At 43.2% G+C, this 25,865-nt stretch carries 17 protein-coding genes; 3 read left to right on the plus strand and 14 right to left on the minus strand.

Annotated elements, in window-relative coordinates; all coding sequences use genetic code 11:
• The first annotated feature begins 49 nt into the window (after window positions 1-49).
• The gene (locus tag IQ257_RS00440; protein ID WP_193872258.1) at window positions 50-5,122 is read left to right on the plus strand and encodes a CHAT domain-containing protein; all 5,073 of its coding nucleotides are present in this window, start codon (window positions 50-52) and stop codon (window positions 5,120-5,122) included.
• Between the two features lie 84 nt (window positions 5,123-5,206).
• Here the strand turns inward: IQ257_RS00440 and IQ257_RS00445 are convergent, their stop codons facing one another.
• Genes IQ257_RS00445 through IQ257_RS00455 form a run of 3 tightly spaced genes read right to left on the minus strand, consistent with a single transcriptional unit; the run spans window position 5,207 to window position 10,112 of the window.
• The gene (locus IQ257_RS00445; RefSeq protein ID WP_193872260.1) at window positions 5,207-5,911 is read right to left on the minus strand and encodes a DUF928 domain-containing protein; all 705 of its coding nucleotides are present in this window, start codon (window positions 5,909-5,911) and stop codon (window positions 5,207-5,209) included.
• A complete protein-coding gene (locus IQ257_RS00450; RefSeq protein WP_193872262.1) occupies window positions 5,908-8,265 on the minus strand; it encodes a CHASE2 domain-containing protein in 2,358 nt (785 codons plus the stop codon). Before IQ257_RS00450 ends, IQ257_RS00445 begins: the two co-directional genes overlap by 4 nt.
• 20 nt (window positions 8,266-8,285) lie before the next feature.
• The gene (locus IQ257_RS00455; RefSeq protein ID WP_193872264.1) at window positions 8,286-10,112 is read right to left on the minus strand and encodes a DUF1822 family protein; all 1,827 of its coding nucleotides are present in this window, start codon (window positions 10,110-10,112) and stop codon (window positions 8,286-8,288) included.
• Window positions 10,113-10,243: 131 nt separating this feature from the next.
• Between IQ257_RS00455 and IQ257_RS00460 the strand changes: the two genes are divergently transcribed.
• Entirely contained in the window at window positions 10,244-10,648 is a 405-nt protein-coding gene (locus IQ257_RS00460; RefSeq protein WP_193872266.1) for a tetratricopeptide repeat protein, read from the plus strand.
• A 51-nt stretch (window positions 10,649-10,699) separates the two neighbouring features.
• Here IQ257_RS00460 and IQ257_RS00465 read toward each other — a convergent pair whose 3' ends face one another.
• Both IQ257_RS00465 and der read right to left on the minus strand, forming a co-directional pair.
• Entirely contained in the window at window positions 10,700-11,680 is a 981-nt protein-coding gene (locus tag IQ257_RS00465) for an energy-coupling factor transporter transmembrane component T family protein (RefSeq protein WP_193872268.1), read from the minus strand.
• A gap of 192 nt (window positions 11,681-11,872) precedes the next feature.
• Window positions 11,873-13,258: a ribosome biogenesis GTPase Der gene (gene der, locus IQ257_RS00470; RefSeq protein ID WP_193872270.1), complete on the minus strand. Its 1,386-nt coding sequence runs from the start codon at window positions 13,256-13,258 to the stop codon at window positions 11,873-11,875.
• A gap of 170 nt (window positions 13,259-13,428) precedes the next feature.
• Between der and IQ257_RS00475 the strand changes: the two genes are divergently transcribed.
• Entirely contained in the window at window positions 13,429-13,797 is a 369-nt protein-coding gene (locus IQ257_RS00475) for an EamA family transporter (RefSeq protein WP_193872272.1), read from the plus strand.
• Between the two features lie 6 nt (window positions 13,798-13,803).
• Here the strand turns inward: IQ257_RS00475 and IQ257_RS00480 are convergent, their stop codons facing one another.
• The 9 genes from IQ257_RS00480 to IQ257_RS00520 all read right to left on the minus strand — a co-directional run bounded on the left by IQ257_RS00480 (window position 13,804) and on the right by IQ257_RS00520 (window position 25,834).
• A complete protein-coding gene (locus tag IQ257_RS00480) occupies window positions 13,804-15,009 on the minus strand; it encodes a glycosyltransferase family 4 protein (RefSeq protein ID WP_193932879.1) in 1,206 nt (401 codons plus the stop codon).
• Window positions 15,010-15,011: 2 nt separating this feature from the next.
• On the minus strand, window positions 15,012-15,857 hold the full coding sequence (locus tag IQ257_RS00485) for a glycosyltransferase family 2 protein (protein ID WP_193872893.1): 846 nt from the start codon (window positions 15,855-15,857) through the stop codon (window positions 15,012-15,014).
• 288 nt (window positions 15,858-16,145) lie between these two features.
• Window positions 16,146-17,912 carry a hypothetical protein gene (locus IQ257_RS00490; protein WP_193872894.1) on the minus strand — a complete coding sequence of 589 codons (1,767 nt, stop codon included), beginning with the start codon at window positions 17,910-17,912 and terminating at the stop codon, window positions 16,146-16,148.
• Between the two features lie 45 nt (window positions 17,913-17,957).
• Window positions 17,958-18,665, minus strand: coding sequence for a class I SAM-dependent methyltransferase (locus IQ257_RS00495; protein ID WP_193872895.1), 708 nt, complete (start codon window positions 18,663-18,665; stop codon window positions 17,958-17,960).
• Window positions 18,662-19,678, minus strand: coding sequence for a glycosyltransferase (locus IQ257_RS00500; protein WP_193872896.1), 1,017 nt, complete (start codon window positions 19,676-19,678; stop codon window positions 18,662-18,664). The genes IQ257_RS00495 and IQ257_RS00500 overlap by 4 nt, the downstream gene beginning before the upstream one ends.
• Before the next feature lie 474 nt (window positions 19,679-20,152).
• The gene (locus IQ257_RS00505) at window positions 20,153-20,932 is read right to left on the minus strand and encodes a class I SAM-dependent methyltransferase (RefSeq protein ID WP_193872897.1); all 780 of its coding nucleotides are present in this window, start codon (window positions 20,930-20,932) and stop codon (window positions 20,153-20,155) included.
• Between the two features lie 151 nt (window positions 20,933-21,083).
• Window positions 21,084-21,344 (minus strand): hypothetical protein, encoded by a 261-nt coding sequence (locus IQ257_RS00510; RefSeq protein WP_193932882.1) that lies wholly within the window; start codon window positions 21,342-21,344, stop codon window positions 21,084-21,086.
• Between the two features lie 14 nt (window positions 21,345-21,358).
• Window positions 21,359-22,432 (minus strand): class I SAM-dependent methyltransferase, encoded by a 1,074-nt coding sequence (locus tag IQ257_RS00515; protein ID WP_193872899.1) that lies wholly within the window; start codon window positions 22,430-22,432, stop codon window positions 21,359-21,361.
• 117 nt (window positions 22,433-22,549) lie between these two features.
• Window positions 22,550-25,834 (minus strand): glycosyltransferase, encoded by a 3,285-nt coding sequence (locus tag IQ257_RS00520; RefSeq protein WP_193932884.1) that lies wholly within the window; start codon window positions 25,832-25,834, stop codon window positions 22,550-22,552.
• Between the last annotated feature and the right edge of the window lie 31 nt (window positions 25,835-25,865).

The raw sequence follows: 25,865 nt of genomic DNA on the forward strand, positions 1-25,865 counted from the left end.
ATAAGCAAAAGGGAAATATAACGCTTCAGCTCAATCGCTAGGATTTAACGTGAAAAAAGTTACTCAATCACTGGTCGCTATTGGCTGCATCGTCACCATTACCTCAAAGCCTCTGCAAGCACAACTGATTATACCTGCATCCGATGGTGCTGGTACGACTATCACCGCTGATGGCAACCGCTACGACATCAATGGTGACACCCTGTCTGGAGACGCGGCTAATCTTTTTCACAGTTTTGAGCAATTTGGACTAAATTCAGGTCAGATTGCCAATTTTATCTCAAATCCTCAAGTTCGCAATATTCTGGGACGGGTTGTTGGGGGTAGCCCCTCCATTATTGATGGTCTCATACAAGTTACTGGGGGTAACTCTAACTTATTTTTACTCAACCCAGCAGGCATCGTCTTTGGCTCTAATGCCCAACTCAATGTGCCTGCTTCTTTTATGGCTACGACTGCCACGGGTATTGGTTTTGGCGATAATCATTGGTTCAATGCCTTGGGTGAGAATGATTATCAAAACTTACTCGGCACTCCCACTCAGTTTGCTTTTGATGTAGCTCAAGTAGGAAGCATTATCAATGCCGGTAATCTCGCGGTATCCCAAGGGCAGAATTTAACCTTACTGGGTGGCAATGTTATTAATACTGGACAATTGAGCGCCCCAGGAGGGAATATCCTGCTTGCTGCTGTACCTGGTGAAACGTTGGTGCGGATTAATCAACCTGGAAATTTACTAAGTCTGGAAATTGAACTGCCAAGGGACAACGAGGGGCAGCTCCTGCCAGTTACGCCTCTAGATTTACCCGGTTTGCTAACGGGAACTGTGGGAACTGTGGAGACTGGATTAATTTCCAATCCTGATAACATTGTGCAGCTCGCTAACTCGGGTACAACTCTATCAAATGAGGCAGGAACAGCTATTGTTTCGGGATCTATTAAGGCTTCAATCCCAAATCAATTAATTGAGGCTAATGTCAATATTTTTGGGAAAGTCGTTGGACTATTGGATGCCAATATCAATGGCAAGATAGCTTTGCAAGCCAATAATGACATCACGGTTAATGACAATATTGTTTCTGAGAACATTGATGGCCTAGAATTTTTGGCAGGTCGGAGTATTATCCTCAATGGCACTATTGAACTAGACGGTGGCAACTTTAGTGCCAAGATTAATGATGAGAATGCGATCGCACTTCAACGAGAACCCGGAACCGCCCAGTTTGTAATGACTCCCGGTTCACAGATTGTCACCAACGGCGGTAACGTGACAATTGAGCCTGGAATATTTGGTGGCAATGGAGTTGGAGAGGTGCGTTTAGATGGAGCGACTATTAATTCTGGTACGGGCAATATTCAGATTAGAGGTACGGGAGGCGTAGGTAGTAACAGCAATCCTGGCATTTTGGTTCGCAATGGTAGTGTGGTGGAAGCGATCGGCAATGGAACCATAACCTTAGAAGGGATCAGCGGTTTTGGGACAACAAGAGACAACGATGGGATAAGGATTCAGGGTCAAGGCTCCCTAATTTCTTCGGTGAATGGAAATATCAGTCTGACAGGCACGAGCAGAGCCGTGATCGGGAGTGGAACGTTGAATAACGGCATTTCGCTTCTTGAAGGTGGTGTAGTGGAATCGACTGGAATAGGGACGATTATCCTAACAGGTAGTGGCGGTGCTGGGAGAAGTGACCAGGATGGTATAAGGGTTGTGGGCGAAGGCTCCGGCATTTTTGCAGTGGATGGAACTATCATCCTGATTGGCACAAGCGCTGGAACTGGAATCAAGAGTCAGGGTATTTCGCTTTTTGACAATAGTGCTGTAGAAGCAACCGGAAAGGGGAGCATTACTATAGATGGCACTGGCGGAATCGGAACTGATGAAAATGAGGGGATAAGAATTGATAACGCAAGCGTGTCTTCATTTGATGGCAATGTCAATCTGAAGGGAACTGGCGGGGCTGGATCTGGAATTGGTAACGATGGCATTCAGCTTTTCAACGGTGGCATAGTAAAAACTACTGGAATGGGAACGATTTCTCTGGAAGGCAACGGCGGATCTGGGGCGGAGGGATCAAACCATGGCATTTTCCTGTTCCGGGGTGGGGTTGTGGAGTCAACTGGAACAGGGCTGATTACCCTGACAGGTATCGGCGGATCTGGAGGAGAGAATACCAATAGAGGAAGTCAGGGGATACGAATTGACAGAAACGGCTCAAGGGTGAGTTCTGTCAATGGGGATATCCACCTGATGGGTAGGGGGGGAACTGAGCCTGACACGTTCAATCATGGTGTTGAGCTGATTGGTGGCGGGGTAGTAGAAGCAACCGGAACAGGGAGTATTCGTATTGAGGGTATTGCTGGCGGGGATAGGGATCAGAATCACGGGATTAGGATTCGAGATAAAAACTCTCGCGTCAGTTCCAGGGATGGCGATATCCGGCTGATGGGCATCGGTGACGGAATCGGCAGCGAAAACTATGGCATTGAGCTTTTTAAAGGGGGTGCGGTGGAAGCACTTGGCACTGGGACAATTACCCTTGAGGGTACTGGTGCTAATGGTGCAGCAGGGATTAATTTGCGAGACGGCTTGATTAATCCTACAGGGGTAGGCAGTGGCACGATTACCCTCAAAGCCGATGAAATTAATGTTACAGATGACTCAGAATTTTCTCACACCCCGCAAATCAGCGGCACAGGTATCCTCCAGTTACAGCCCCTTGACTCTAGTGTGGGTATCACTATCGGTGGCGCTACCGACGATAATCAGTTGAATCTGGATAGCAGCGAACTTAATTGGTTAACCAATGGGTTTGAACACATCTTCATCGGCGGCGAAAACGGCAGTGGTGCCATTACTCTAACTGGCGATATCATTTTCAATGACCCAGTTACTTTGCGATCGCCCTTCGGTTTAGGCTCAATCAACACCAGCGGGTTTAACCTTACCGGAGCAGACAACGCCTCCATTACCCTACTCGCCAACCAAAACATTACCACTGGCAACATTATCAATTCAGGTGGGGAGATTACCCTAACCAGTCAACTCGGTCAAATTGATACGAGTGTAGGTACAGTTGACACTAGCTCTACAAACGGTGATGGTGGAACTATAACGATTTCAGCCCACCAAGGAATTACAACTGGGGCAATTGACTCTAGTTCTAGCAACGGTAATGGCGGCAATATCACCCTTGAATCTAACGGGGATATCCAAGTGAGTTGGATTAACACTGAAGGCATAAGGACTGGCGGTAGTGTGGATATCATAACTGAAGGTTTTTTCCAAGCTACTGACACCTTCACCGCTGCCAATGGCTTAACGACTAGCATTTCCGCAATAGGCAACACTAGGGGGGGTGACATCACCATCCAACATGGGGGCAAGGGCGTCATTCCCTTTGATGTGGGAGATGCCACGACGAATGGAACAGTGGGAAGTATCACCAATGGAAATTTCAGTATTGCCCCATTCCAATCCTTTCCCTTTACCCACAGAGAAGGGACGATTCAGATAGTCAGTGTTGAACCACCGATTAATTCGCCCAAACCCATTTCTGATTCTGTTCCTGTTCCTATCAACCAACCCCCAAAACCGATTCCCACTTATTCTGTTGACCCAAAAATTCCTACCAGGATTAATGTTGATCTAGCCACTCCTGCCACTGAGCCATTGATCAATTCTCTTGATCTGAGCCAACCCTCAGAACATCGCCCTGCACCTCCAAATTTTATAGAAATCGCTACCCAGCAACCTTACACCTTCGACCAACTTGAGGAATTCTTCACCAGTCTATTTGAAAACGCTCTCGGCATCAGCGATACCTCTATCGTCACCCTCGAACAAGTCCGCACTACTCTAAACCAAGAGATTGAACAAGCCATTGGGGTTAAACCTGCAATCATTTATGCCTTTTTTGTGCCAACAACCTTTCCTCCAGAGGAGAACTCAGACAATTCTGCCGCCCTACCTGAACCGGATAAACAGCAATCCTCTACTACTAGTTGGGAGTTCACTTCTCAAGAATTAACCTCCACACAGAAGTCCACACTATTCGAGAAAAATCGACCGAATCTAGGCAACGACCAATTAGAATTGTTGCTTATTACCTCCCAAGGTCAACCCATTCGACAGCGGGTTGGAGTGACACGCCAACAAGTTCTCCAAGTCGCTCAACAATTCCGCAGTGATGTTACTGATGTCGGAGACTCTCAGGGTTACTTGCCAACTTCCCAGCAGCTTTATCAATGGCTTGTGTCTCCCTTAGAAGATGCTTTACAAGCCAAAGAAATCAATAATCTTACCTTCATTTTAGACAAAGGTCTGCGCTCAATTCCCTTGGCTGCACTTCATGATGGACAACAGTTTATCGTCGAAAACTATAGTGTTGGGTTAATGCCTAGCCTCAGCCTTACGGATAATCGTTATGTAGACGTAAAGAATTTACCCGTCTTGGCGATGGGAGTCTCTCAATTTCGGGAGCAAAAAGCCTTACCTGCTGTGCCATTGGAGTTGTCTATCATTACAAACCAGCTTCGGTCAGGCAAATCTTTTCTTAACGAGAGTTTCACCCTAGATAATCTCAAGCAAGCTCGCACTAAAAAGTCTTTTGGCATTATTCATCTCGCTACTCATGGGGAATTTGTCCCCGCTCAACCGAGTAACTCTTACATCCAATTATGGGACACCAAGCTGCCCCTTGCTCAACTGCGACAGCTCGGTTGGCATGACCCGCCCGTGGAGTTATTAGTATTAAGTGCTTGTCGCACTGCTGTAGGCGATGTAGAAAATGAGTTGGGATTTGCCGGATTAGCCGTGCAAACCGGAGTGAAATCAGTCTTGGCTAGTTTATTGTATGTCAACGACGAAGGGACACTGGCGCTGATGAGTGAGTTTTATCGACAACTGAGTCAACCGGACGTGAAAATTAAAGCTGAGGCGCTACGACGAGCACAAGTGGCGATGCTGAAAGGACAAGTGCGTCTGGAAGAAGGTCAACTCAAAGGGCTAGGTCAACTCAGCAGTATTCCCTTACCGCCAGAAATGGCCGCACGGGTTAATCAAGATTTGTCTCATCCTTATTACTGGGCTGGTTTTACGATGATTGGTAGTCCCTGGTGAGCTGAGGGAGCTGGGGTAATGGGGAGGAAGAAGTCTCCCCCGCTCCTCCGCTTACTCTGCCATCGGTACAACTGAACCCGTTATTTACTCTTGCTCAAGCTCTTCTAAACCCATTGCTTTTAATAGGTTAGCCCAAGCTTCAGGTCGAGAACGAATCTGGGCTAAATCAGTTGAGGCATCGTACCAAATTTCATTATTAACATAAAGTCTGAGTTTCTCATCAAATGTCGCTGCCTGTAACTGGGTTTCTAGACCAGCTCTATCTACTCGTTGTATCAATCCTTGATGCCAAATGCGATCAGGTTCTAATGATTCTTGAGAGTCACAATACAGCATAAAAGTCCAGCGATACTGCTTGTTTTTCTCTAGAGGTTCAGCAGCGCTTGGAATACTAACGCTAACGAAACTGGGTGTTTCAGAAAGCTGAAAACGAGTTTCATAGACAAATTGCTTCTGTGAATCTTCTAGGGAAAATTTTACGGAGCTAATCGTACTGGTTTTATAGGGAATATAAAACCAAAACGTTGGATGTCCAGTCAGTGTAAATCCAGAAAAACCCGAGTCAGTAAGAGGCAATAAGGGTGTAAAAGGAATCTCCGTATTCTCACACGAACCACGGGTGCCTGCTGGTTCTCGTCCTTCAGGCGGCGGTTTTGGTGGTGGGTTAGGTCGGTCAGAAATAATGGTTCTGCTGGGGTTTAACTGTGCCTGTGCTGGTATCAGATAACTAGTCATATTAACCAGCACAACTAATGCCATTACTGGAAAAGTCGGCTTCAAATGAATCATAATTTAGCTCTATCTTTATCGCGTCTAAATGTAGTATCTTTTGCCACTATCGAGCTAGTCATCACTAAAGCTAATCCTGATGGAATAAGCGGTACCACAACACCTTTTTTTAATAACAAAATAAAGCAACTTCCATAAAGAAAAATAAGTAAGGCGACCACCACTAGTCCTCGATTTAGTCGTGATCTAAATCGCCAGATCAGTATACCTCCCACCAAAGACCAACTTCCAACCCAAACTGTATCACCCCAAAGCGACCAGAACTTCAAAATAAGGCGTTGATCTTCAATAGCACTGACGAATTGGCTCACCAGTTGAGCATGAAGTAGTAAGCCTCGTATTTCCTGGTTATACGGCGTAGTTAAATCATCTTTAGCGAGAGTTGGGTCGGTGACTCCAATTATAATAATGCGATTTTTGACTAGGGAAGCATCCACTTGATTCGTCATCACTTCTTTGAGGGTGACTTGTTTCGCAATATCTGCAAGGGAGCTATAAGAACGATAATTTAGCAGTATTTGATGTCCATTAATGAGTTCTGGTTGTTGATAAAATCCTCTGTGAACTTTCAATATTTTAAATTCAATCGGACTAATTTCCCAGGAGTCTGTCGTCGGAAAATTAACAGAGTAATCTTTAGACTCTAAGTAATTGAGTGCCAGTTGAGAACTGAGGGCATAGTGTGCAGAACAGGGAGAATTATCGGCTGGCTCTAATGCCAACAGATGACGACGAATAATGCCATCGGGGTCTTTAACCACATCCGTAAAACCAATATGCTTTCCTGAGACACCAGGAGGAGTTTGAATGCCAGGATTTTTAGCACTACTGTGGAGACAAATCGGAATTATATGCTGATTTTGTTGCAAGTATTGAATTAAATCAGCTCTACCCTTTCCTTCTGGAATATCTCGATAAATATCTAACCCAATACCTTGGGGTTTATACTCATCTAGCTTTTTCAACAGCCTCAGGAGCATCGCGTCAGTTAAGGGATAGTCATCCGCCAACTGTTCAATATCCTCTTTGGTGACTTTAACGATTAACAAGCGCTCATCTCGTTCTTCATTGGGTCGCAGTTGCATTAACTGGTCATAGGCTTTGAGTTCCCATGACTGCAACAAACCCAATAATCGCCCTCCCATCACCAAACTAGTAACGGCAAAACTTGACAGCAACACACTCTGCCAACCACGCCACCACCGTCGAGTTGGAGTTAATTTCTTTTCTGGCGACTGGGTGGAGTCTGTTTGCCGTTCTGGTGTTTTGAGCAACTCTTGCCATCTGGGAGGGATTGCGGTTGGATTCTGACAAATGACTGGCAACCATCTAGCACAGGGAAATTCGTCTTCTAAACTTTCTAGCCGTTCTCGTGCTTTCCGAACCGCTTTATAGAACGACTCGCCATCGGCAAATGACCGCAGAAAATATTTGAGAAATTCCTGTGCTACCTGGTCTGATACGGATTCCCGCATGACAATAATTTGGGGAATCTGTAAAGCCGCTAGCTGCCGTGCTAATCCTAACCCATCACAGGAGTTAAAAATAGCTACCTGCAACCCTCCTGCGATCGCATATTTCAGGGCATTCTCTAACTGGAAAATCGTTAAACTTTCACTGGGGTTGATCTGAAAAAGCCCCGTTTCTCCCTGGGTTTGACTGTGACCTGCAAAAAATAGAATGTCCCAACCTTTTTCGTCCCAAAGGCACTCATTTAAATCCTGACGTTTTGGCTGTTCTAGCAAGACCAGATTAACACTGGGTAACGTTTCGAGTAATTGGCGATCTGCCTCGATATCAATCCCATCACTATTCCCCAGAACAGCTAAAATTCTAACTTGACCAGGGGGAGTAGAAGAGTGCCGTTCTACTTGCCATTCTGGGATACTTAACGAGACTTCAGCTTGACGGTAATCTTCAAAGAAACTCCAAAGATGCCAGGGGAGTTGTCGCAGTTGTGTATCTTCAGTTTCAACAATCACCTGTATTTCTTCGGAGGGATGAAGGTGCGTCCGCAAAAACCGCTCAATGGGACGAAAGGAGTTAGAGTCTAACCAGTCATTCAGTTGTTTTGGGAGTTGCTGGCAAGTGTTCCAGAAATTAACTTCAGAAAATCGACTTTCACACTCCTCTGAGTCTAAGATTTGAATGCGTTCAGACAAACCTAAGTCTTTGGAGCGGTTCCTGTAGAGTGATTGCCAGTTTTGGTGAAGTTCTTTTAACTGGGGGTTTGCAGTTAAACCGCCTTGTCGTTGTCCCTGTAAACGTCCATCGACATCATAAAGTTGAGCGGCGATCGAATGACAGCCGCTTCCTAAATTCCCACTGCCTAGTTTTAAGATGACTCGTTTCATAGCTGTCTGCCGAGGGGCAATCAGATCACAAACTCTTCTGTCATGCTAAACGCATCAAAAGCGACCTGGATAGTAAAATGCTCTGTTCGCTCACCTCGGAAGCGGGGCAGTTGAATGAAGTTATCCTGAGTTTGGGATTGTACTTCCCGTAAGATTTGCCCTGACTCATTGAGTAAACCCAGCTTCAGGTTAGCAGGTAGGGAGGTTTCTTCTCCCATGGGTTGAACCTGAACACGAATCCCAACTTTTTGGTCAGCCTCTGCTGCAATTGCCACTAACAAAGCCACAACTTGATTCTGAAATCGTTTTCCTATCTGAATCGGTTTAAACCGTTTCACCAAACCTTCTTGTCTGAGATGGTAAGTACTTCGCAGTCTTGGGGATGATTTTTGAGGTTTGGCACCTAAGAGAACTTCTACAGGTTGCCAACCTGTCTCAATGTTGTTATCAAACCATTGGCTGAGGTTAACAGGCAATTTCGTTGAGGGTGTTAACTCAATCGATTCTTCAATCTCTGGCAATGGGTAATGGGGTGATTCTGCGGTTGAAACATTGCCGCTAATTTGGGCAACGAGTTGGTTGGTGATGTACTCCATCATCATTGGCTGGAGAGCGAAGTACGACTTAGCGCCTGCTTCAGTGGTTTCAAGGAGCGATCGCTGTCTTAGAGATGCCAGAATTTCTAAAAGTTCGGCTTGAGACAAGGATAAATTTAGACTCGTCTGTAGAGTTGAGAAGTCAACGGGTTTGTTTTCAATTGCCAGCCAGTAGAGTACTTCCTTTTCTAAATCTGATAAACGGTTAAACGATTGCCCTAACAACTCATCGATCTCCCCGAAAACCAGGGTTTCTTGCTCCAGAAACTCCGCAACATTACCATGGAACAACTCTCGAATAATTTTGGCAACCATTTTGAGAGCCGATGGATGACCCCGATACAGGGTTATTAATTCAGACCACCTTTCTTGACCAATCAGTCCCTCTGTCTCTAAAATTTCCTGTGCCTCGTCCTCCTTTAAGCCAGATAAGATGAATGAGCGCACCGGTGTGGTTTCACCCGATAGTAACGTCACTTCTCGCGGATTTTCCCGACTCGTTATGATCACACAGCTATCATGGGATTCTTCACCCATACGCCGAAAAAACTCACCATAATGCTTATAACCTTCTCGATAACGTCCGCTTAATTGATCATTTTGGAGAATAGCATCTGCACCATCTAGGACTATCAGACAGCGTGAGTTGCGCCAGCTCGTTAGCAGTTTTCCTAACAGTTCTGTGAGGGGTGGAGCTTGAGTGAGCGATCGCCAAATCACATAGTCAAAGTCCTCTTGAATCAGTTCTACCAGTTTTTTACACAGAACCGTTTTGCCAATACCTCTCATACCCCGTAGCACGACTAGTCGGCAACCTTGTTCCACAATCCATTGCTTGAGCGTGGCTAACTCTGCGGTACGACCCAAGAAACCCGATATATCGGGAGCTTCAACCAAATCTGAACAGGGCTGGCTTTCTTTAAGGTTTCTGTGTCTTCCTGGATCAAATAACACAGCTTCTTGATGTCGCTGTATCTCAGATAAGGGTTCAGGAAATCTCCGTTCCAGTACAACCCGAAAATTCGTTTTACTAACCTCCTCGCCCAAGGCTTCTGACAGCAATTTCCATAACTTGGGACCAATATCTCGCATGAGGTAATTGGTGCTGTATTCAGACGTGTCAGCCATCTGCTCATAGGTCATACCTTGCCAGGTTCCCTGAAGTATTCTCTCTTCGGGAGCGCTCAGGTGTCTTGCTGCCCTAGCCATAGCAGTGGCATCAACCAGTTTCAATGCTACGTCAATGTCCATAGAACTTACCTAAACCACACACTAGTTATGTTGATTGGTTGCATCAAGTTAAATTATATTAAAAGTTTAACATACTTCCATTATGGTGCGTTATACATACAAATATTAACAGTTATTAGGAGAGTCTCACCGTGAAGAACTACATAGAAAATGAACTTGACAACCCCAAGAGCTGGTATTCCCAAGCCGAAATACTCTTTAACTTAGGTTGCTACGAAGAAGCCCTTGCCAAATGTAACGAAACTTTAACGATTCAACCTGACCATTACACCGCTTGGGTCTTGCGAGGAAGCGCGCTGACTCATCTCAATTGTTACCCCCAAGCGCTTACCAGTTTTGAAAAAGCCCTGAAAATTCAACCGGATGACAAAACGGCATTACTCTTCAAAGGACTGGCGTTACATCATCTAGGTCGCTACAAATATGCCTACACTACCTATAACCAAGTTTTGGGAACTCAGAAGCCCTCAATCTGGCAAAAACTGATTCAACTATTACAGGGGTTAGTCCATCCCTCTGCTGTCAAATTGGGCTGAAACAACGTAAATTGGTATTTTTATAGAGTCTGAACTATCAATTAAGCTTCATCATCCCCAAGCCAGTCTAGCTCCCCAGAATACAATCAAACTGGCTATCGCTAGCCAATCACATCGACGTAGGCGTAGCTGATGCCACTGTACCCGATGTTCGTTTGGACTGGTAAAGCCTCGCACGGTCATGGCTTTAGCAATTTGCTCGGCTCTGAGGAGGAGATTTTCTAACAGCCGTTCTGAAACGATCAGCCAGACTTGTAAGCTTCTGCGAACCCCTAACTTTTTCCAGTTAATAGCGCGAGTGCGTACTGAACGAAATAAATTTTGTACTTCTTCTAGAACTAGGGGAATGAACCGCAGTGATAGGGTCAAGGTGAGGGTAATTTCAGTAACAGGAACCTTCAAACGCCGCAAGGGGCGCATCAAACTTTCTAACCCAGCCGTGATTTCTTCGGGAGCGGTAGTGAGTAAGAATAGATTGGTGCTGTAAATCAGGGTAAAGAGGACAGTGCTGACGCGAACGGCAAGATCTAAGGACCGACGAGTGATGGTAACGGGTCCAGCACTGAACAGTACATAGCGATAATCGGTGGGTTGAGGTCTAAGACTGGGTGGCTGGGTTAGGGAAGAGTCGGAAGAGTGCGATCGCCAACCAAAGGGATTGTACCAGGGATTAGGAGCTGGAGCAGTTTGGGTGGGAGATTGTTCGGAAAAGGTGAGTTCGTTCGGGGGAAGTCGTGATTGGTGGTTAAGGGCGAGTCCGTCTGGAGCGATCGCAGTGAGAACGAAGACGAAAAAGGACAGAGTTAGGAGCCAACCCATCTGCTGACGCCAGACACGCAACGGGATTCTGGCTGAGAGGGTAAGTAGAATTAACAGCACCACCAGAGCCAGACGGCTGAAAGGATTTGCCAGCAGGGGAGCCGCTAGAAAGCTCATTAGCCAGATGAACTTCACTCTGGAGTCTAGATAATGCAGCCAAGTGATAGGTTGTTCCAGGTATAGCCCTAGGGGGAGCGATCGCAGTAAATCCATGTTTGGTCATTAGTCCTTTGTCATTGGTCATTCGTTATATCGCTTCCGCTTACATCCGATTAAATAACACAGTACCTCCAAAACCTCTGCGTTATCCTCTGCGCACCTCTGCGTTAAAAAATTGTATTCCCGATCTCATTAGCCTCTTGATGTTACAAAGGACAAATGACAATTGACAAAGAACCAAAACAATTAAACTCGAATAGCACGATTGGCACTATTGCTCTCAACCTCGCGAACTTTTTTGCCGCGCCACAACAGGCGTAAGGGAGTACCCGTAAAACCTAACTGCTGGCGGAACTGACGTTCGATGTAGCGGCGGTAGTTTTCGTTGAAGCGTTTGGGTTCGTTGACGAATAGGGCAATAGTGGGTGGATGGCTTTTGACTTGGGTGCCGTAGTAAATTTTACCCTGCCGCCCCTGGCGATTAGTGGGAGGTGAGTGCCAGCCAACGGCTTCTTCGAGGACTTCATTAATCACGGAAGTGGTAACGCGGCGCTGGTGCTGTGCGGCAGCCGTATCAACTAAATCCAGAATATTTTCAATCCGTTTGCCCGTTAAGGCGCTGACAAAAACCAGTTCAGCCCATTCAATAAAATGCAGGCGGTTTTTGGCGATTTGTTCGTATTCGTAAATGGTGTAGGAGTCTTTTTCTACCGCATCCCATTTATTAACGACGATGACAGCGGCGCGTCCTTCTTCGGCAATGCGTCCTGCCAGTTTTTGGTCTTGTTCGGTGACGCCATCAAGGGCATCAATAACAAGCAAAACGACATCGGAACGGCGAATGGCTTTGAAGGCGCGGTTAATGCCAAAGAATTCTGGACCGTAGTCCACGTTTTTCTTTTTGCGAATACCGGCGGTGTCGATTAGGCGATAGGTTTTGCCCTCAGTACCTTTTTCTGGGTCGCCTGGTCGTTCTACAACCATATCAATGGCATCACGGGTAGTGCCGGAGATGGGGCTGACAATGGAGCGCTTTTCGCCAGTAAGGATGTTCAACAAGCTCGACTTACCAACGTTGGGACGTCCCACAATAGCAACTTTAATTTCTGGGGTTTCGGGGATGGCATCGACGACGGGTAGGTGGGTAATGAGTTCGTCAAGGAGTTCGCCTGTACCACCACCGTGAATGGCGGAGACAGGGAAGGGTTCGCCTAAACCTAATTCCCAAAACTGGGATGATTGGATAAGTCCCTGCTGGGGTGACTCGCATTTATTGACGGCGAGGACAACGGGGACAGATTGTTGCCGTAACCAATTAGCGATCGCTTCATCAGAGGCTGTCGGACCTGCCTGACCATCGACGACCAGTATAGCGGCGCTGGCTTCAGCGAGGGCTGCCATTGCCTGTTCCCGAATCAGGGGAAAGAATTCGGTATCGTCGTCGAAGAGCAAGCCACCGGTATCGACGACTGAGTATTCGCGGTCTTGCCAGAAGGCAGAACGATAAGTGCGATCGCGGGTTACTCCCGGTTCGTCGTGAACAATCGCATCGGTGACGCTTGCCAAACGATTGACAAGGGTTGATTTGCCCACATTCGGGCGTCCTATTACTGCAACAATTGGCAAGACCATAATCGCTATACCCCTAACTGATAGGGTGTTTAATGCTCCAATCTTTTATTGTAGCGAGGCTGAGTAAAGAAATTGTAAGTGTTCAGTGTTGAGGGCTGAGTGTGATGAATCCTCTCATAATTCATAATTCATAATTCATATAGAGTGACTTAGTATAAGGATTTTTAGTTTTGACTCCACCAGAATTTGGTTTGTTGCTGATTTCAATTTTGGTTAGTGTATCAGGACAATTTTTGCTAAAGCTAGGAGCCTTGAAGTTAGGAAGGGTAAATACTGGCAATTTATTTAGTCATGTGTTGGGTATCGCGATGACGCCGGAGTTGATCGCGGGTTTAGTCTGTTATGGACTGGGCGCGATCGCTTATATTTTATTGCTGACTCGTGTCAAGCTGAGTGTGGTTGGTCCTTCAGCGGCGTTAATATACGTGTTTTCAGTGCTGCTGGGTTACTTCGCGTTTCAGGAGACGATTCCCGTGAGTCGCCTCGCGGGTTTAGGCTTTATTATTTGTGGAGTGATGCTAGTGCTTTGGCAGCGGTAAACGGTTTTAGAGATATTGTTGGAGGACTTCGACGGTAGCTTTTCCGGTTTTTGCCCAACTAAATTGACTGGCGCGGTGGAGTCCGAGGGTGTGCAGGTGCGATCGCAAGTTTGAGTCGGTAACTATAGATTGCATGGCATCGGCAATTTCGCTGGTGTTGTAGGGGTCAACTAAGATAGCTGCATCTCCAGCCACTTCAGGAAGGGAGGAAATATTAGAGGTAATGACAGGAGTGCCGCACGCCATGGCTTCTAGAACAGGGATACCAAAGCCTTCCCAGAGGCTGGGGAAGACAAGAGCGATCGCTCGGTTAATGATTAAAGGTAACTGGTTGTAGGGAACGTAGTCGAGGAATTTTACTTGATGGCTGAGACCAAGTTGATCAGCTTTCGCTTGGAGAATGGGGGTATAGCGGGGGTCGGAGGAACCAGTAATCCAGAGTTGGTAGTCGCGGCAATTGGGGAGGGTGGCGAAGGCATCAATTAGGCGGTGCAGGTTTTTATGGGGGTCATGGCGTCCAATGTAGAGGAAGTAAGGTATATCCTGCTGCCAATAGGGTTTGGTTAACCTCTCCCCTAGCCCCTCTCCTGCTAGGAGAAGGGAGTCTAACTCGGGGGTAGGGGGGGTTAGGTCGGCTTCTAAGGTAGATTCCTCCCGATTGGGTAGACACCGAAAGTGGCTGGTATCACAAGCGAGGGGGATAGGAGTAGTTTTGGTGGCTGGAATATTAAAGAAGTCAGTAATATCTCTGGCGGTAGTGGTGGCATGACAAAGGATATGTTGGGCTTGGTTGAGAACTTGGGGAATGTAATAGCGAAAGTAGGGGGTGAGAGGAGAGTAACGTCTGGGAAAGCGCAGGGGGATGAGGTCGTGAACCATCACCACGTAGCGGCAGTTGGTGTAGAGAGGGGCTTCGGGAATCGGGGAGAAGAGGAGGGATGAGTTGAGGTTCTGGTAAATGCGGGAGAGTTGGAGTTGAGTCCACAGGAGGCGACGGAGGTGGCCTTTAGTTCCTTGGGCGGGGGTTAAGTTAGCAGGGATGGGGTAGTCGGTAAAGTCAGAGGCGAGGGGGTAGCATTTTGAGGCGGTGGGTGAAATCAGGAGGGTGGGGTTGAGAGGCTTTAGGTAGGGGAAGAGATTGGCGGCATAGGTGGCGATGCCGGTGGGTTGAGAGAAAAGAATGGAGAGGTTGATTAAAAGGGAATTGGACAATTTCAAATGGCTCGTCTGAGATAACTGGATATGCCAGCCAGTTTACCAAGAGCAGTTTGAGGTTTTATCATCAGTAAGATGAGGGCGTGGAGAAAGAGTCGCCAAAATCGCAAGAATAAGACTGCTTGACTGGTGTATCGTTCTAGGGTGAGTAAGTAGCTATAGGTGCTGTGCTTGAATTTTTGAGTGATATTTCTATTTGTAATAGAGGAGGGTTGGTGAATTACCGCGAGCTGACTGGTAATTGCAATCTGATGACCCTCCATCGCGTAACGGCGACAAAAGTCGAAGTCTTCGTAGTAGAGGAAGTAAGCTGGGTCGAACTGGGGGCAAGTTTGGAAGTGGTGCAGGTTAAGGAGTAAGCTACAGCCACTAACCCAGTCACAGGGGATATAGGTGGCTTCTGGATGAGAGGAAAGTAGGTCTGTGGAGAGGATAGCACCGAGTTGAGGGATAAAGTGACCGCCAGCGAACCAGATATCACCAGCAAGTGTACAGATCAAGGTACCAATAATCGAGAGTTCTGGATGGACATTAAACAAGGAAGGAACTTTTTCTAGAGTGTTTTCTGGCAGATAAGTATCGGGATTGATAATCCAGACGATAGCATTGGGATTTCGGTCGTAGATCCAGTTCAATCCTAGATTGCAGGCATTACCGAAGCCCAGGTTTGTTTCGGCGTTTAAAATTTGCAGGGATTTGGTGTGAATGTTTTTAAGCTTCTTATCATCAGCAGAGTTATTAACAACAATAATTTGATGAGGAATGTCTTGAGTTGCAGGAATTGATTTAATTAATCGAGCAATCAGGTAGGTTGAATAGTAATTAACAGTAAGGAGATAAATCACATCAGTTCAATACAGATTGGGTATTTGGAGAGGATACCATTCAAGTTAGTAGAAATGTGAATCAATACGGTCTCCGAATCGGTGACATTGGGGCTGGAAGTGCAGACCTCGCCTCGATACCGAAATTCTCTTCCAGGGCGATAGACTTGCTGTGGTGGCAGACTCTGCGGCGGCTATCTTGCTCTCCGCATCCAATATTGTACTAAGTTTTGTGTAGTTAATAATAGGGGGGCGTCTCGACGCCCCCCTCAGCATTCTGGTTACTGGGCTGATGTTCTAGGGAAAAATTTATTCTTGGACTGAATGAGTTCCATTAAGCTTAAAAGCTTTTCCCTTTCTGGAGTCGAATGCCCAGGCATTGATTTTAATCGATTGACCGACTAACCCTTCCCTAGAAAAATCTTTTTGCCAACCTGAATTAACGTAGGCATCTTTTTTAAAAGCTTTCGCCACATCAGGTCTTGGCTTTTCTAGCTCACCCAGTGTAAAGGAGAGCGATTCTCCCTCTTTATTTTCATAGGTTAGAATTACTGCATCAGCAGACTCTCCTCTATCCGGTAAAATTGCCCAACCCGCAGCAGAATATACATTTCCATTGGCTTGGCTAAGGGTATCAAACCATCCGTATTTAGAATTGACTTGAGCAATTCCAATATCGTCAATCTTATTTTCCTCGACTAAGCTAGGCTGGAGAAACCCTATACTGTTGAGAAAAGTTGCCCGACGCTTCAGTTCTTCCAGGCTGGGATAAACTTTTGTTGTCAAGCACTCCGCTGGTGCAACGTTCATCAATAATAAGCAGGCTTTGGCTCTTAAACGCTCTTGTTTGATAGCATTCATGTGTTGGGCTGACAAAACAGAGGTTATTAGATGCATCAGGAGAAATATTCCCAATAAAGCCGATAGCGCCCTGTCAATCCACAATCTTTGTTCTTTTAAAGCGCCTCTGTTGTTAATATCATTCAGAATAATTGCTATTAAGTGCGCTACTGAAATAGTCATGTATAGAGAAAAAGTTGTATATCTTGAAGCAAGAGACTGTTCAACACCAAACCCAACTCTTCCCAGGGTAGTTATTAAAGCACTAATTCCTGTATAAGATCCAATGACTTGCCATCCAATCGTTTCATAAACAAGGTTAGTCCTTGTTAAAAGGAATATGTAAATATTAGAAGCTATAAACAAAACTAGTAAAATTAAACCGACAGTAGTAGCAAGAAGCAAGTCCCCTTTCTGGATACCAAATCTAAATGGAGAACCAATAAAGGAAGTAAAGAAATTCAATGCTTTTAACGGATGTTCTGCTGCATATATAAAGCTAGGATGATGGGTAGGTTTTTGATAATTGTGGAAGTAAAGTACGAAATTGCCAATGAAACAGGCAATCCATCCTGCTAATAATAGTTTTTGATTAAATAAATCCTTCCATTTCCATGATTTAGAAATAGCCAAAACCGGAAAAACGATTACCCAAGCTACTATTCCGTTGGCATAGGAAAAGGTACTAATAGTACATAGAAATGCACAGATAATAAATTTAGCAATTGAACTAAGCTTTGAGTAAGAAACTACTATACATGTTGTGACACATTCAATAGGAACAAAAACAATAAGCTGTATTCCCCAAAGCCAGTTTTCATGCTGAATAGGGGCAAAAATTAGCAGATTTGATAGAAAAAATATTAATAATCCTTTTATCTTGCTTCCTCTGAGTGTCCATCGATTTAAGCGATAAATGTTAAAAGAGGTCAGACAGGCTAGCAAGAAACTCACTAGCATTTCATATCTAACATCCCAACGTGTCAGTTGCGCTAAACCAAGAAAAATTAGTCTTGGAAAGAACAGCCTGCTTTCATTCTGTTGATAAATTAAATTTTGAAAAGAAAGTTGACTTTTGTAAAAATTTTCCAAGACAGTAACAACTTCCCACTGATCCCAATAAGGGATATTAACAGCATTTTCCAGAATTAATGTTCCTATGATAAAAGAAGGGCTAATTATTAGCAATAAAAAAAGCGGATGTAATAATTTTGGTTTAAGAAAAGACAATTTCATTTTTTACTACTTAAAACTAGAGTTAATCTCATAACTAATTTTGACTTAATATTTCTTCCATATGCCAATTATTGACTTGCCAATTGAATATCCAATTAATGGATCTATCATCTTAGAAAGAGGAACCATAACTTTATCCCAGACCCGGATTTGTTTTTTGCTTGGCATTTTGCTCTTGAGAACAAAACGGTTTCCTAAAGAAGCAATTAATCCAACGCTGTCTAGATAGCTCATCCTAATGCATTTGAAGTTTTTGGGAATTACGGCTGATAATGAATTTTTGTTATATCTACGATGATGACCTATGGCGCGATCAAAAGGAGTAAACAGCCATTGGTAAGCTGGAGCCAACACAATCAAATTTGCACCATATCTCAGGTGCTTATCTATGAGCTTTACTTCCGCTACGTCATCTTTAATATGTTCTAGGACATCTATATAGATAATAGTATCAAAAGTTTCATGTAGACTTAAATCTGCTAAAGTTCCTAGTCTAACTTCACAACATTTTGGTAGCTCCCCTCTAATAATAGATGCCTGTATTTTATCCGCTAACATTGAATCGGGTTCAAGACAAATCCATTGACTTGACTTTCCTCTACAAAGGCAGCGGGTTGTTCCGCCAATTCCTGCTCCTACTTCTAGGACATTGCTACCTAAGTAACGTTGGATTATCTTACTGTAGTAAGCTTTCCAGTGATAAGCCTGACTAAATAACTCAAGCTCTGAACCTACATAAACTTGATTTTTCATAATTGAGGAAAAACTTGTTGAACGCCCAAAACGAAGTAGTGATAATCCCGCTTCGGAATAAAACTAGAACTATTCCTGCCACTTAAAATTGTGAATATAAAAAATATCGATAACATAATAAATTGTATGATAATTATGAGAAATAACGCAACTAGATAAGATGTCCATCCGGGAATTGCTAATGTAGTGATTACTCGGATTGTTACAATAACTAATAGGGCTATGATGGTTAATAGAATTAGTAAACAACTAGCCACGAGTAGCCTAACCCCAACTACATCTCCATATACTGAAATTGCACTCAACCCATGGGTCACTAGCGACACAAAATTCATTTTTGGATGTCCAGCTAGCCGAACACTACGTCTACAGGCTATCTCTACACAAGGAACTTTTGCTTTCAGTACTCCTACAGCATAATGATTCCATATTTCTGATACGACTACCAATCTACTGAGAATTTTTTGTGGAATAATGCTAAAGTTACCTATACGTATATTCTGTCCTGTGAGGAGTTTATAGAGACATTTGTAGAGCAAGTAAAATAATTTGAATTGCCAAGTTTCAGAGCGTTTAGTCCTTTGAGCAAATATCACTTTTTTGTAACCATATTCCTGGCATTTATCAATCAGCCTAAGAACATCTCCTGGAGCATCTTCTCCATCTCCATCCATCACTACAACTGCTTGACAAGCTAGATTCTCTTCAATATATGCCAAACCAATCGTAATGGCTCTTTGATGCCCAATATTTCTTCTTAGCTCTAAGATCTTAACTCTCTTAATTGCTTTCAATTCTAATTTGGTTAAACATTCCTGGTGAGATATACTTGAAGCATCATCTACAGCAAGAACTTCAGCCTTGATGTTTTTATCTTGCAAGTATCGATCTAGATGCCTTAGTAATATACCTAGAGCTTTCCAGTCGTTGAAAACTGGAATTAGAATTAAGGTAGGGCTTTCCATAAATTTTTCTTCACATGAAAAAGCGTTGTAGGCAGCTTGCTCTATCATCTGTTTGAGTTTTATCGATCTATAGCATTTTTATTGGAGATGTAAAAAGCATATCTGGTATTTTTAAACAGGGCAATAAAAATTGTGGTACTTTTCTAGATAGGGGAAATTGATACATTTAACTCTTGGGCTATAGCTCTATAAACTCACCCGTTTAAAGCTAGTTTTACTGCCAAGGCTCTTTTCAATTCTCTTGAGTCTATCTTTGTTTTCATCCACTCCTGCAACTCTTGAATCTGTTTTTCTATCTCTTGCTTGTTCATGTGGTTTTGATTTCCCAATAAATTATCTTTTATTTTATCATTTTTTGTTTACATCTCAAACAAAAATGCCATATTCCTCCTTAGTATGAACAATATTTATAGAGGTTCTCATATTCATGAGGTACGAGATTTTATCCTTTCTATTCTTCGGATATCGCTTTATAAAAGCAGCATTGTAAGGCAAACAGTTCTTGCGAACACCTAGGGAATTTCACTGGCGAATTGCTGTTAAGGCAAAACTAGGCCCATTTTGATGATCGGGTTGCTCACAACCAATTTGGATGCTATTCAAGCCAAAGTATTTGAGGCAAGCTAGGATGTCATCGCGGCTCATCCAATAACTAAAAGTACTGCTGCCACCGCAAAAACCTCCCCATTCGAGGGCTTGCTCGTAACTGTGACGATAAAGCGTGTGTTTGAATCCAGCATACTCGGCTGGTATACCACTGGAAAACTTGTGAGATAAACCGGAGTTGCTCGAAATAATTTGGTGATTGTAGTAGTGAGTCCAAAGGAAAACTTGATCGGATGTCTTAGCCGCAAGTGCAATTAATTCTGCTGGATTTTGCATATGATAGAGTACACCACTGGCTATGCAAACATCGAACTTTTTCGGATTAGTCCGCAGATACTCCACAAAATCCCCACACAAAAAGCGTGCGCCTTTGAGTTCTAACAGTTCTTTGATAATTAAGCATTTCAAAAAAGCCCGCGTGTTAGCTTCTATTGATACGATGGAGGCTGCACCGAAACGTTCGAGCATATAAGTATGCCCCGCTTCCAACGGACCAAGTTCGAGGACAGTTTTGCCTTTAACCCCTCCCAATTGAGTCATACCCCATTCAATGCGCGGATCTTCAAACACTAGAGCCGAACCAGCGTTTAACTCTGCCAAATTTCCAGGTAGCTTTGATGACCACTCGCCTTGAAAAATATCGAGAGCGTGTTGCGGATTGGGTGCTGAAGTAATATATTCGTCTAAGATATTCATTTCTCTAAACTCTCCGTTTGGAATATATAGCGTTTCCTAGTCTTGTGAGGTACGTCTTTGAGCTTCAATCCCCCCTTTATAAGAGGGATTTAGGGGGTGAAATTGTACCTCATATAAGAGATAACCGCTATATAGCATTTTTATTTGAGATTTAAACAACATATCTGGTATCTTCAAACAAGGCAATAAAGAGGTTCTCATATTCTTCTTCTGTTAATTTATTGTTTTTAGCCACATTAATAATATCACTGTGAATGACTTGTTTGATTATAGCATGAGCATATCTATGAGTGAATGGCTTTTTGTTACCAACAAACTCCAAGTTTTCACTGAAAGGCTTTTGACAATTTTCACACTTAAATCTTCGACAATTTCCGTAAAGCATTACTTCTCGGTTCTGTTTTGAATGCATTTTTCAAACCAGGGTTAAAGAGTGTCTTTATCATTGATAATATCCGCATCTGTTGAAAACCCAACGCTTTGCTTAAATCGGAACCAGACTTTCCTGAGTTTCCAAAATTTGCTAGACTCCATAGCTGCAATTTTACCTTGAGCGAGTAGCAGTTGAAGCTGTAATCTCTCTAGTTCGGTTTGGTATTCCTGAACTTTATATTGCTGGGGTTCTGAGTTTACACCTCTAAATTGAAAGTGATTTTCTACTTTCTTCGCAATTAGAGAATTTGTACAAGCCAGTTCTTCATTTACTTCCGCACTGAGTTGGGTTACAAAATCCTGCTCAAGAGATTCCATAGGAACATTTAAGAGTTCAGAAACTCTTTTTAGCTTGAACTTATCAGCGACTGAGTCTGGTAACCCATGAATGTAAGAGTTAAGAAACCAACTTAGACACCAAACTGGTAAACCACTAAAAGGAACACTACATTTAATAACTTGTACTTTTTCTGAAAAAAGATTTTTTAGTCCAGTGCTAGTCATATTATAGTAGTGGTCTGGATAACCATGAAAGGGTTGTAAGAAAGGAACTACAACATAAAGTATGCCACCCGGTTTAACCACTCTTAAAATTTCTTCAGCACATTCAAATGGATTTTTGACATGCTCCAGCACGTTTAAAGAAAATACTGCATCAAAAGCATCTGATTTAAACGGTAATTTTTCACCAATACCTAAAACGTCTGTTGTTGGATAATCAACAATCTCGAAATTGACAACATTGTCGTAATACACATTTCTCAATCCGCAGCCATTATCAAGTATCAATCCTTCTTTATATTTATCTATGAAATTTAATGCTATAGAGTCATAGTTGTGAGCAGAAATATTTGCCGTTGGCTTAATCTTCCCATAGTCAATTAATCTTTGTGATAAAAACTTATAAGTACTCTGGCTAATACTGAATTTTTCTTGACAATTACGACATTGAAGAATGGTGTCCAGATTAGCAATATGATCGCTTCCACAAATGGGACAGCATAGAATCTCTCTGATTCTTTGTAGTTTGTTTTTTTTTCGCTGTAGTAGGTTCTCAGATGACGGCATAAAAAAGCTTTATTGATTGCTATAGTTTAAAGAAGTATGATTTTACAGTTGGCATAAAAGCAGAATACCTCATGCATTAGTCTAAGATGTTTATATAGTCTTCTGTGAATTCCATATTTATATATTAATGCCGTAGTCTTCACGATCTCTTGTAAGATTTGGGCTATAACAAGAATCATGTTCAATAAATTTTTTCCACTTTTTCTGCATATAGTCTATTTCCTTAATAAATCGAGCTTGCTTTTCAGGAGTGTCCTCATAACCACGGCTCTTTGACTCGTAGTGATAAAGTACTACATGAGGCAAATAGATATTTCTGTAACCTTTTTTAATTATCTTAAGGCAGAAATCAACATCATTAAATGCTACTGATAGTTCTTCTTCAAATCCTCCAACCGTTTCAAATATTTCTCGCCGACACATTAAGCAGGCGGCTGTTACAGCCGAGTAGTTATTGACCGTTTGAATCCGGTTAAAATATCCGGAAGAATTAGAGGGATAATGCTTGTGGCTGTGACCAGCAACTCCCCCCACACCTACTACAACTCCAGCGTGTTGAATGGTGTTATCGGGGTATAACAAGAGAGCGCCAACTGCTCCAATACAAGGTCGTTGAGCCTGTTCAACCATTGCGTCTATCCAATCAGGAGTTAGCACTTCTGTATCGTTATTTAAGAACAGCAGGTAGTCACCTTTTGAGCGCTTAACTGCATAATTATTTAGTTTGGGAAAATTGAAGGGAATGTCTAGCACCTCGCATCTAAACCTATCTGGCTCTCTAATTTTCCATTGCTCAATGACCTCGCGAGCTTTGGCTTCGGTGCTGCCATTATCAATTAGTAATACCTCATAATTAGGATACTTGGTTTTTACAAAAATAGAATTCAGGCATTTTTCAAGGAGATTCCCTAAGTTTTTAGTTGGAATAATTATACTGACAAGCTTGAAATCCTTAATTGCGTATCTAACTATGTGATACCCTCCAGCTACGGTAACTACTCTACCAGATTCCCCTCTTCTTTGAAGAGCATCTAAAATAGCCTTACGTGCTGCGTCAGTTGCATAACTCTTGCTAATTAATCGACTCGCCGTGGAATCCGAGTGAACGCGCCAATGATATAAAATTTTAGGAATGTGAAATATATGGTTTGTTTTCTCCGTTAACCTCAAGACTAAGTCGTAATCTTGACTTCCTTCATAACCATCTCTAAATCCCCCTATTTCATTAATCAGAGAGCGTCGATAGATTCCTAGGTGGCAAGTATACATCCGAGACAAAAATGAGTCATGGCACCAGTCTGGTTTAAAAAAGGGTTCGCCGAGTTTTCCATCTTCTAGAAGCTTATCTTCATCTGAATATATCATGTCTGCATTAGGATGCTTATTGAGCAGTAAAACTGCTTCATATAAAGCATCGGGTGTCAACAAATCATCGTGATCCAGTAGGACGACAAACTCACCTGTCGCTATTTCCAAAGCTGAGTTAGAAGCCCGAGAAATATGACCATTTTCTTCTCTGAAAAAAAGTTTTATTCTAGTATCTTTTGCCTCATAGTCTTTAAGAACTGATTGAACATAAGGCTTTGTTGATGCATCATCAGCGATGCATAGCTCCCAATAGGGATAGACCTGATTTAAAACCGACTCAATTGCCTCTCTCAAAAAATGCTCAGGCGGATTGAATACAGGCATAATAATGCTGATAGTAGGTTTGTATCTTACTATTCCTACTCTCCTAGCCATTTTTCCCAAATCCGTCTGCTTGGGATAGTTTTTATTTAGCCACTTTTGATAGTTAATATTCTCACTTTGAGGAACTTCCGGCAACACTTCAACTTGCTGCGCCTCCCATTTAAGCCTTTGAAAACTTTTCTCGGATAACTTAGCTAGTCCGTACCGGAAACCTTTAACTCTTAAAACAGCATAAAAGTACTTCGCTCGTGAAAATAATTGCCTAGGCAGTAAGCTAACATCCTCGGCTATCCCAAAGGCACGCCTAAACCGAAACCATATTGCTCGCAGTTGCCAAAACTTACTACTTTCCATTGCCGCAATTGTGAGCCACAAGTGTGTCAGTTCCGCCTGAGTATGTTCGAGTTGGGATTGTGATTGTGTCAGTTCCGCCTGAGTATGTTCGAGTTGGGATTGTGATTGTGTTAGTTCCGCCTGAGTATGTTCGAGTTGGGATTGTGATTGTGTTAGTTCCGCCTGAGTATGTTCGAGTTGGGATTGTGATTGTGTTAGTTCCGCCTGAGTATGTTCGAGTTGGGATTGTGATTGTGTTAGTTCCGCCTGAGTATGTTCGAGTTGGGATTGTGATTGTGTTAGTTCCGCCTGAGTATGTTCGAGTTGGGATTGTGATTGTGTTAGTTCCGCCTGAGTATGTTCGAGTTGGGATTGTGATTGTGTTAGTTCCGCCTGAGTATGTTCGAGTTGGGATTGTAATTGTGTTAGTTCTGCTTGAGTTTGCTCCTCTTGTTTGTGAGACTGGACTAGTTCTGCTTGAGTTTGCTCTATTTGAGCCTGTAACTTTGAAGTCTCCCGTTCTAGCTTCCTAACATCGAGCCAATCTTGAAGAACCCAGGCTTCATAAGATGGCAGTTGCAGCGGTTCAGGATCAGACGAACCCGAAAGCTTATCAGGTGTCAACGCCTTTGCTTTAAGTTCATGGTAAAACTTCCATACCTCAGGAAAGTAATGCCTTAATAAGGCAGAGCGGTGCGAATTAAGGGGCTGAGTCTTAAGTAATGAAGCTTCGTATATATCTGCGGCAGGATAATTGAGTGAAATTCTAAATTTATCCTTAATGGCTTGGACTAAAACATTAGGGTCATAAGTTATACTTTGAATATCAATTAAAAGACAACGTTCGGGAAATTGCTCATAAAATTTTAAAATTTCTTGGTTGTAGTTTAGCCATATTTTAATAGCAAAATTAGGATTACTATGGAATACTTCATCGCCAGTGTTACCCCGTCGGTATAAAGAATCAATGACTTCCCAAGGTGTCCGATATAGAAGTAAAAAAAATGCCGTGGGAATTAAATTTTCCCAAAAATCCAAGAAGAGAGTGGTTCGCGGATCTTTCCATCCCCACAACCTCTTAGATGAGTTAGCCTGTACGAGAAATTTTGCTCTTTCTAAAAATTGCTCTGGAACCTCAATGTGTTTTTCTACAGTCCATCCAGATCGATTAATCCCTTGGGCAGACAAAACTTCTTCGTGAAACTCCACCCAATCTAAATTTTCAAAGTATCCCTTGATATTGCCCTGAGCTGGAGGCATTAGCCTTTCACCAATATCTACGCCTGAACTCTGAAGCAATGATGCTACAAGAGACGTGCCGGAACGATGCATTCCGGTAATAACAAAAACCGACTGTGTAAATTTCTGATTATTCATTAAATCAGCAATGAATCGTAGTACTTTCACT

The organism is Coleofasciculus sp. LEGE 07092 (genome assembly GCF_015207375.1).
Lineage (GTDB): Bacteria > Cyanobacteriota > Cyanobacteriia > Cyanobacteriales > Coleofasciculaceae > LEGE-07092.

Bases quoted from the DNA above. Each gene is read 5' to 3' on its own strand.
- IQ257_RS00520 (WP_193932884.1), bottom strand. From the start codon at position 25,834: ATGAATAATCAGAAATTTACACAGTCGGTTTTTGTTATTACCGGAATG.
- IQ257_RS00515 (WP_193872899.1), bottom strand. From the start codon at position 22,432: ATGCCGTCATCTGAGAACCTACTACAGCGAAAAAAAAACAAACTACAA.
- IQ257_RS00500 (WP_193872896.1), bottom strand. From the start codon at position 19,678: ATGATAGAGCAAGCTGCCTACAACGCTTTTTCATGTGAAGAAAAATTT.
- IQ257_RS00510 (WP_193932882.1), bottom strand. From the start codon at position 21,344: ATGCATTCAAAACAGAACCGAGAAGTAATGCTTTACGGAAATTGTCGA.
- IQ257_RS00455 (WP_193872264.1), bottom strand. From the start codon at position 10,112: ATGGACATTGACGTAGCATTGAAACTGGTTGATGCCACTGCTATGGCT.
- IQ257_RS00495 (WP_193872895.1), bottom strand. From the start codon at position 18,665: ATGAAAAATCAAGTTTATGTAGGTTCAGAGCTTGAGTTATTTAGTCAG.
- IQ257_RS00465 (WP_193872268.1), bottom strand. From the start codon at position 11,680: ATGGATTTACTGCGATCGCTCCCCCTAGGGCTATACCTGGAACAACCT.
- IQ257_RS00450 (WP_193872262.1), bottom strand. From the start codon at position 8,265: ATGAAACGAGTCATCTTAAAACTAGGCAGTGGGAATTTAGGAAGCGGC.
- der (WP_193872270.1), bottom strand. From the start codon at position 13,258: ATGGTCTTGCCAATTGTTGCAGTAATAGGACGCCCGAATGTGGGCAAA.
- IQ257_RS00505 (WP_193872897.1), bottom strand. From the start codon at position 20,932: ATGAATATCTTAGACGAATATATTACTTCAGCACCCAATCCGCAACAC.
- IQ257_RS00445 (WP_193872260.1), bottom strand. From the start codon at position 5,911: ATGATTCATTTGAAGCCGACTTTTCCAGTAATGGCATTAGTTGTGCTG.
- IQ257_RS00490 (WP_193872894.1), bottom strand. From the start codon at position 17,912: ATGAAATTGTCTTTTCTTAAACCAAAATTATTACATCCGCTTTTTTTA.